Genomic DNA, 8083 nt, shown 5'->3' with positions numbered 1-8083 from the left:
CGGTCAGTTTCATGATAGATTTTAGAGACATAAGATACGCTGCACACTGAAATTATCTTTGGGTCATTATAGGATCAATCATTCTGTGGTGCTCCCTAACTGAGATCGTAAAAAACGGTGCAATGCGGAGTAAGTAAAGACGCGCAAGTTTTGCATCCATGCCCCCCTGTAGCATTGGTCTGTATCTGGGTTTTGGGCAAGGTTTGCTTGCTATTAAATGCAAGTTTTTACGATCAGAAAACTCCTGTAATTCTTATTCTGTATGAGTCTTGGATAAATAGACTAAAATGGATCTAAGTGTAACGTTAATAGACAAAAGTATAACGTTCGCAGACGGAAATGAGATGAAAGTGTACGAAAATAGACGAACTGCGAACGAATGTTGTCACGTCAAGTTTGGTGTGGTTTTAGTATTTATAAGTCAAGTTTGGTTGCAGTTTGGTATCGCTCGATCGCAGTAAAATCCAATTTGGTTGCTCCTAAAAAACGGTATCATTAAGCACATTTTTCCGAAAAAATGTGCAAATTGTCGATCGAAAAACCGTAGTTTATTGTTGTTCCTGGTGATTCTCTTATTTTGAAGCAAGCAGCTTTTCAAGTTCACTAGTGGCTAAACGTGGATCTCGCACCTGACCCAGATGTTCGGTCGGGGCGCGCCTGGTTCTAAGTACAGTTCGGAAACTATCGCCCGCTGGCTGGAAACAGAGGAGGAAGCAGTGCGCGTGCGGATTGCAGAGTTGATGCGCCGCCGATCTAAATGGCCGCCAAGTTTGCCTTAGCTTGCAGCAGCATCGAACTCGAAAAATTAACACGCTCGATCTCGACCGACTTCGGCGTTTGGCTGCCATCCGAACTGTTGAAGGATGGCAGCGCGAGTCGCTATTGTCGTCCGTGTCGGTTGGGTATCGTCGCTCGTTTTAATGCGCTCGATCGCGATATTCGAGCTCGCTTGCTTTTTCGTGCGCTCGCCTTCATGCACCGTCGCGAACTAACAGCAAGTTCAATATCAAATTAGTGGCAGTGCGATCGCAATATTCGAGCTCGCACCGTTGCAAGACATCAATCGCAAAAAACTGCCGATCGATCCGACAGCAAGCCGAACGTTAAATTAGCGGCTAGTGTTAAAATCAGCAAAAATAGCTTATTTTTCGACCCGGCAATGCAGTCAAAAAAACTGAAATTTCGATGCCCCAAGTATGAAGCTGCTGAAGCGTAAAAAAATGGTGCAAAGCGGAATAAGTACGGTCGCGCAACATCCGCCTCTATCCCCAGGGGCAGCATTTGCCCGCATCCCGATTTCCGGCAAAGAATGCCGCCTCTTTTCTGCTGTTTCCGAGGCAAAAGTAAAGCCTGCATCCCATGCCCTGTATGCTTTTGAAGCAGCCCAAATCGACAATCGACTGGCTGTGGCGAACGTTGGGCGAAAGTAGGACAAACCTTGGACGAATGTTGGGCGAAAGTGAGGCGAAAGTGAGGCGAAACTAGACCGAACAAACTCCGCAGGAAATAAATTTGCAGCGCCTCGTTAAGTCAATGTTTCGTCCAACATTTGCTGCGTTTTGGCATCGATCTGCCCCTGCAAAGTCCAACATTTGCCACGTTCAAATTCGGTATAATTAAGCACCGATTGCCACCAGTATTGCACTCTCGATCGACCGGCTTTTCGTAGTTTATTGAAAAGATTGTACTAATATTCGTTCTTGTTTTGTGGAGTTTCCCTACCTGGTCGATCGAACGCGCGATCGACTTTTTGTTGGTAGGTTCGGGTTGTCCAAGCGAGTGCGGGGGCGCGTTCGACGGGCGAGTAATTTTAGCGCGGGCGATCGGGCGGCGGGCGAGTCAAAACCGAAGAATTGTTGGGATGTTTCGGCAGTTATTATCAAGAGGGATCGCGAAGTTTTTATTAGTTCGAGATCCTCGGGTTTCCGCGTCGAGCGACTGCCGCCGGACGGTTTATCCTTTACGCTGCCGGCACCAAATCTGGAGCTATTTCTCCCAAGAAACGCTGGTTAACTATTTCCCGGTAAGCTTCTAAATCCGGCTGCCAATTCTCCAGAAGTTGGTACAAGCGTTGCAGTTTTTCTCCTTCTAACTCCCCTGCAATTTCGTACTGAAAGCTACCTGAAAACAATACTGCGGGAGTTGGCTCGGCTTCTTGCAGTTGCAACAATGCTTCGGCAACGCTTAAGTTTAGTTCTCCTTGTTCCAGAGAATAAACTAAATTAACGGCAGCTTTGACCGGAGCTTTCCCCACATCAGACCAAGTTCCCTTCGACAATAAAGTGGAGGTAATGTACTCGCGGGCAACATTTTCATCTCCTGCTTCAAAGGTGACGAAACTTCTCGGATTGATGCTCAACGTTTGATAGTCGGTGCGGGGTAAAGCTTCAACGTATTTGCGGATGATAGCGGGGATTTTTACGTCTTCTTGTGACTTTGTACTCAGGGATTCGATGAAGGTGATGGCGTTCGATTGGGCGACGATGTTGATGCCGTTGGTGAAGGCAACTTGAGAGATTTGGGGGCTGAAAACGGGAGGGCGGGCGAGTTCCCAGTCAGGTGGAACGATGCCGCTGTATTTGAGGAAGTCCGAGTTGAGGAGCGTGGGGGAGTGGTTTCTGGCTGTCAGGGATAAGGCTAGTTCTTGAATGGTTGTTTTTGGTTTCATGGCTGTTTGTTGGGTGTGTTGGGTAATATTTTATGTTGGGTGGATTGCCTTCGTACAGGGGGAGAGTTGCGAGATCGGGAGAATTATTTAAAAATCATAGTTGTACTTGATGATGGCTGTAAAAAAGCTTGAATATCCACCAAATTAGTCGGCAGGATATATGAAAATGATAATATCATTCGGCTCTTCTGAGTATTGGGTGATAAACAAAGTTTATGTCTAGCCTGGAAAGGGTTTCAGCCTTCGGAAGGAGAAGATTTTGTGCCTTCTTATACAATTTTAGTCACAAACCCAGAAGAGCCTATCATTCAATGGTTTCCTAATCTAATCAATAGGTGGTGGCTTTCCTCACATAAACCAAACGTACAAGAAAAGAACAAGCGAGCTGAAACACACTCTCCCTATCAGGACAAACGCCTGAATTCCCAATAGCGATCGCGATCCTCTGGTTCGGGGTCTGGCTTCTCAAAAATATCCACTTCCTTAGGTAAAAGCAAATTCTTATAACAATCTTTTTCAATAATACAGGTTTGACCGGGCCGGACTGAAGAGACTGGCAACCACACGCCACCATTGAGTTTGCCATCCTTTGCCCTCACGCCAATGGAGAGAAAGGGAAGCACCATATTTGAACCATTATGGACTTCAAACATCAAGTTGCCGTTGTCAGCTATACCGATAACCTGCCAACGGAATTTCCGTCGGGACTCGACGATAGCTTGCTCTTGCTCTGTGAATGGAGGCGAACCCGCCTCGATGGCTGCCCACTCCTTCTTCGAGAACAATTTCCTTGCTGCGGAGCATCTTGCTCTCAGCCATTCCTCGAAACAGCTTGCAGTTTGTTGCAATCCCAGCTCGTGTTGCCACTCAAACACAGGAGACTCTTCCCCTGGAACAAACAGTGATTCTCTGAAATAGGCCAATGCCATGTCAGTACGACCAAAATGTAGCAAAACGCGACCATCATCCGATTGAGCATCAGTAGGAACATTGAATATCTGTACTAGATAGATACTTCCCTGACGATAGAGCTGGGCACCACCAAACTGTATAACGAACTCTTTGTATGATGGTGGCACGGGAAGATCTGACTGCTCAACTAGCTCTCGTTGTTCATCTGATAGTGGACTGTCCACAACATGGAATTTGCGAGTCTTAATTCTGTCCATTTCATCCTTAAGCCATTCAAACATACAGCACTTTCCAAGTAAATAGGTACACAAAACAGTTTTTGCAGGAGCGATGCCCGCGCGTAGGTTTGAATTTCAGATTTTTGTGTGGTTCATAAATGCAGAATCTGTTGTCATGTCTGCTCCTGCTACTTAAGTTTTTTTAGTGGGACTTAGACATTTTTCCGCCCCTTTAGGGGCGGAAAGCCTCTGGAGGATAAAGGAAACAGGTCGATGACCTAAAAATGCCTGAAACCGCAAATGGTTTATAGATTTATACCGATTCGAGCCAACAGCCCTTCCTCATCTAAGTTTAAGACCAATTTCGCCCCGTTTTTTGTCTAAGTCTCGCTAGTTGGGTCCTTCGGACGTCTTCCTCCACGCGCGCCCCACCTCTGAAAATCAGTGAGTCCATCCGGTCCTGGAACATTATGCGGTGAAGTTGGTCCGTTGAAGCCTGGCTCAGCAAAAAGGGGGTCGCCACCATCCGCCAATGGGCGTGGATGCTCGTAGTGGGTAGCGTTAGTGGGCCATTCTCTTCCTTCCCGTTGTTCCCACCATTCTTTTGCCTTCTGTCGATTATTCTTGAAGAAGTCGCGAGCTTGCTGAGTTTCAGATTTTGTTCTAACCTCTCCTTCGGGGAGTGCTTTTGTGACTCGATCCGATAAACGTGTGTTTAGAATCGGGCGTCCGTGGGGTTCACAAGTATTGTGAACCAGAATGCCCAACTCCGAGACGAAATAAGTCGGGAATCCCTCAACCTCAAAGTTATAAACCTTGAAATCCCCCTCGCGTCGATCGATCTTATCGACATCAACAAACGTTTCCTTATCCGTCTGCAACAGATCCCCAACAACCAAATCTTTAGCTTTCACCCAACCCTGACCCGGCACCCAGAAAGGATGTTCCGCAGTAGTAGAAATCACCTCCCCATCTACATACAGATCGTACAGCTCGGTTGCCTCATTCTCAAAGGTATCCAAAACCTCTTTTGCCTCAATTCCCCCAGGAGTCGTCGGGTCATCAGCAATCACCCAATCGCCAACTTGAATGTCCTCAATATTCTTAATCCCGTCAACAGTGAGAATCTCCGTCCCGGCAACGAAGCACATCGGCCCGCCCGCAACCCCACCATCCATCTTTTTACTGTTAGCCAACAAATCGTCAGCCCCAGGCGTAGCAAGCTTGGGCGTCTTCCGCGACACGCTAAGCCCCTGCCTGACCCCCTTCGTCATCCCCACAAACGGCAAGTAAGCCAGCAAATTCCAAGAATCCTGGAACTCCCACCCACCGTTATCCTGGTAGCTGTTGTAAAGATTCCCAGTCGCCTGTGCAGCCCCGTAAGCATCAAACGTCGTATCAGCAGCTACTCCCGCAGTCGCCACCCACTTCAGCGGCCCCATCGAAGCAGAAGCCACCAACGGCAGCTTCATCCCTAACAGGAACGACACCCCGATTCCCGTCACAGCACCCGCACTCCACAGCATCCCGTGAGTCGGTTCGACCTTGTTACCGCTGTAGTGCTCGTACATATCGGTCAAGTAACCGCCCGACACCCCGTTAGCAAAACCAGCACCCCAATCCCCAAACATCCCCAGGATTTCGGAACCGCTAGCGCCACCAGCAGCAGCCCCACCGATGTAACCGCCGCCGAAACCAACTCCGCTGATTGCAGCCAGCGCCGACACCCCACTCAGCGTCCCCATGATGTCGCCCATCGTGAAGTAGCCTGTCGGATCGGTAAACCGCACCGGATTGGCATGAGCGTACTGGTAATCGTGCTGGCTGTACGGGTCGCTCAAAAAGCCACTGAAAGCATCTTTCGAGATAAACCTGCCCAAACTCGGATCGTAGTACCGCGCCCGCATATAATCCAATCCGGTAGAACTGTCCCGCTGTTCCCCAGCAAACTGGAAAGAATTGCCGAAAGTCCCCGTTTGGTTCAGCAACCCGCCGAACGCATCGTAAGTGTAGCGATCGGTTACCAAACCCACGCTATCCGTAATCGCCCGAGTCGAACCGATACCGTCAGTGTGATAGAATCCCTCCCGATTGTTGCGAACGGCAGAAACCAAGCCCAAACCGTGAGTGTAATCAGCAGTGACTTGACCCGCCGCATCGTACTCCATCAAAACGGACGGCAAACCGCCCGCTGAAGCAGTCAAATAATTCGTTCTGACGCCGTTAGCAATGCTGGCTACCCTGTTGCCGAAAGCATCGTAAACGAAATTAGTTTGAGAAGTCCCTCCCGGCCCCGAATTAGTAACTCCCGCCAAGCGGTTTTCCCCGTCATTAAACCAGTCGTAAGTAACAGTTTGCGTGCCGTCAGAACGCTGTATTATCGAACCGTTATTATCGTAATTGAAAGCAGTAGTTTGAGAACCCTGAGTTAACTGTCGCAGTCGGTTGTTGGCGTCGTAAGAATAATTCGCCAATCCCGTCCCCGAATCGTTCCGAGTCAAGCGGTTGCCAACCAAATCGTAAGTATAATCGATCGTCCGATTGGACGTAACGCCGCCGACCATCTTTTCTTGAGTCAGGCGGTTGAGGGCATCGTAAGCATAATCGACAGTGCGGCCGTCAAATTCCTCAACTTTCTTGCGATTGCCGACTGGATCGAGGGTGTATTTGAAATCGTTGAAAACAGTATCCGTTGAATTTTTAGCAGTCACCCGTTCCAAGCGGTTGCGAGTATCGTACTTGCGTTCCTCAACGGAACTGTCACCTAGGGTAATCTTCGAGAGATTGCCTGCGGGATTGTAATCGTAATCCGCCAGAATTCGATTGCCTTTTTTAACAGTATCCAAGCGATTTAAGACATCGTAACCGTAGGTAGTAGTTCCCGTCGGAGTAACTAGGGAAGTAATGTTGCTCAACAAATCGTAGCCGTACTGAACTACTTTTTGGTCGGGCGTCGTTACGGTTTGCAACCTGTCGTAATTGTCGTAGCCGTACCGAGTGATTCCGCGCCCGTCCGTCACAGTTGCCAGTCCCAAAGTTAGCGGATCGTAGGTGTAGGAAACGTCGGGGATGCCGGGGTCTGTAAAGTTCTTGCCATCCAAACGCCCGAAAGGATCGTAACTGTAATCGATTTTGGATCCGTTGAAATCAGTGGTAGCAGTAACTTGTCCGAACTTGTTGTAATCGGTGCGGTTGCTTTGACCTAGCGGTAAAATTGTTTGCCAGGGACGGTTGAATTCATCGTATTTGAATTCGGTAACTTGAGTGTTGGCATCCTCAATCTTTTGCAAGCGGGATAGATTGTCGTAAACGTACTTAGTGAAAGTATCTTGCAACTGACCGTTAACTAACTGTTTGGGTTGTTCGATTTGAGTTAGCTGGCTGAGATTGTCGTAGGTGTATTTAGTCGGATTGAGATTTTCATCGGTGTAGGCGGTAAGGCGGCCGAATCTGTCGTAACCCATCGCAACTTTGTCACCGTTGTGGAAAGTCACCCCTACTTGCTGCCCGTATTGGTCGTATTTGAAAGTGGTTGATTGCAGCAGCGGGTCGGTAACTCGAACTAAGTTGTCGCGTTGGTCGTATTCAAATTCAGTTCGTTCGTTTTTGGCGTTAATAACTGCTTTGACGCGACCTTTGGCATCGTATTCGTAGGTAGTGGTTTGATTCAGTTCGTTGGTTTCAGTCTTGACCCGACCCAATTCATCGTAGGTCAACTTGATGCGGGAATTGTCGAAGAAAATAACTTCCTTCACCCGCGCCTTGTCGTCGTAAACGTATTGGGTTTTGCGGTTGCGGTAGTCGGTAACTGTTTCCACCTGACCGCCCGCGTTGTAGGTGTAAGTTGTCGGCTGATTGAAAGGATTCAAAACCCGCGTTATTTGACCGAGATCGTTGTAAGTATATTGGGTTTTGTTGCCCAGAGTATCAGTTTGCGACTTAATCCGATTGCCATCGGAATATTCCGTTTTAGTCCTGGGATTGTCAGTCCAATCTCCGGGAGTGCGATCGGGCAAAATAGTCTCAGTTCGTCGGTTTAAAGCATCGTAAACGTAGCGCGTTTCCAGTCCGGTTGGAGAGATTTGCGCGATGAGATTGTTGGCTGCATCGTACTTGTTAATAACCTTGGGATTGTCGGTGGTATTGGTTGGCGTGTTGTCGGGCATAGTAACTTCGTCAATGCGAGTAAGGAATGAAAATTTAATAACATCAGCGATGTATAATAAATAAATGAGTGAATATGAATAGGTTAATGTTTCGGTATGGATGTCAAATATTATACCTA

General features: G+C 48.1%; 7 protein-coding genes. 3 read left to right on the top strand and 4 right to left on the bottom strand.

The genetic code is table 11. The annotated features are described in order from the left end of the window. The first annotated feature begins 638 nt into the window (after positions 1-638). The 3 genes from JGK14_RS32995 (at position 639) to JGK14_RS32985 (ending at position 1430) form a co-directional block, all read left to right on the top strand. Positions 639-779, top strand: a complete 141-nt coding sequence (locus JGK14_RS32995; RefSeq protein ID WP_293187125.1) for a hypothetical protein — start codon at positions 639-641, stop codon at positions 777-779. Further along, positions 758-1015 (top strand): hypothetical protein, encoded by a 258-nt coding sequence (locus JGK14_RS32990; protein WP_293187124.1) that lies wholly within the window; start codon positions 758-760, stop codon positions 1013-1015. Before JGK14_RS32995 ends, JGK14_RS32990 begins: the two co-directional genes overlap by 22 nt. Positions 1016-1196: 181 nt before the next feature. Beyond that, the gene (locus JGK14_RS32985) at positions 1197-1430 is read left to right on the top strand and encodes a hypothetical protein (protein ID WP_293187123.1); all 234 of its coding nucleotides are present in this window, start codon (positions 1197-1199) and stop codon (positions 1428-1430) included. A gap of 288 nt (positions 1431-1718) precedes the next feature. Here JGK14_RS32985 and JGK14_RS32980 read toward each other — a convergent pair whose 3' ends face one another. The 4 genes from JGK14_RS32980 to JGK14_RS32965 form a co-directional block, all read right to left on the bottom strand. Beyond that, positions 1719-1883 carry a hypothetical protein gene (locus JGK14_RS32980; RefSeq protein WP_293239973.1) on the bottom strand — a complete coding sequence of 55 codons (165 nt, stop codon included), beginning with the start codon at positions 1881-1883 and terminating at the stop codon, positions 1719-1721. 77 nt (positions 1884-1960) lie between these two features. Then, positions 1961-2668: a hypothetical protein gene (locus tag JGK14_RS32975; RefSeq protein WP_325315970.1), complete on the bottom strand. Its 708-nt coding sequence runs from the start codon at positions 2666-2668 to the stop codon at positions 1961-1963. Between the two features lie 404 nt (positions 2669-3072). Continuing rightward, positions 3073-3861: a hypothetical protein gene (locus JGK14_RS32970; protein ID WP_293187150.1), complete on the bottom strand. Its 789-nt coding sequence runs from the start codon at positions 3859-3861 to the stop codon at positions 3073-3075. Positions 3862-4178: 317 nt separating this feature from the next. After that, on the bottom strand, positions 4179-7964 hold the full coding sequence (locus tag JGK14_RS32965) for a polymorphic toxin-type HINT domain-containing protein (protein ID WP_325315969.1): 3786 nt from the start codon (positions 7962-7964) through the stop codon (positions 4179-4181). Positions 7965-8083 lie beyond the last annotated feature (119 nt).

The organism is Microcoleus sp. PH2017_28_MFU_U_A (assembly GCF_020738035.1).
In the GTDB taxonomy this organism is placed as follows: Bacteria; Cyanobacteriota; Cyanobacteriia; order Cyanobacteriales; family Microcoleaceae; genus Microcoleus.
This window is presented reverse-complemented; position numbering and strand designations above follow the sequence as displayed.

Coding starts and splice junctions, on each gene's coding strand:
- JGK14_RS32985 (WP_293187123.1), top strand. CDS start 1,197: ATGAAGCTGCTGAAGCGTAAAAAAATGGTGCAAAGCGGAATAAGTACG.
- JGK14_RS32995 (WP_293187125.1), top strand. CDS start 639: ATGTTCGGTCGGGGCGCGCCTGGTTCTAAGTACAGTTCGGAAACTATC.
- JGK14_RS32975 (WP_325315970.1), bottom strand. CDS start 2,668: ATGAAACCAAAAACAACCATTCAAGAACTAGCCTTATCCCTGACAGCC.
- JGK14_RS32965 (WP_325315969.1), bottom strand. CDS start 7,964: ATGCCCGACAACACGCCAACCAATACCACCGACAATCCCAAGGTTATT.
- JGK14_RS32970 (WP_293187150.1), bottom strand. CDS start 3,861: ATGTTTGAATGGCTTAAGGATGAAATGGACAGAATTAAGACTCGCAAA.
- JGK14_RS32990 (WP_293187124.1), top strand. CDS start 758: ATGGCCGCCAAGTTTGCCTTAGCTTGCAGCAGCATCGAACTCGAAAAA.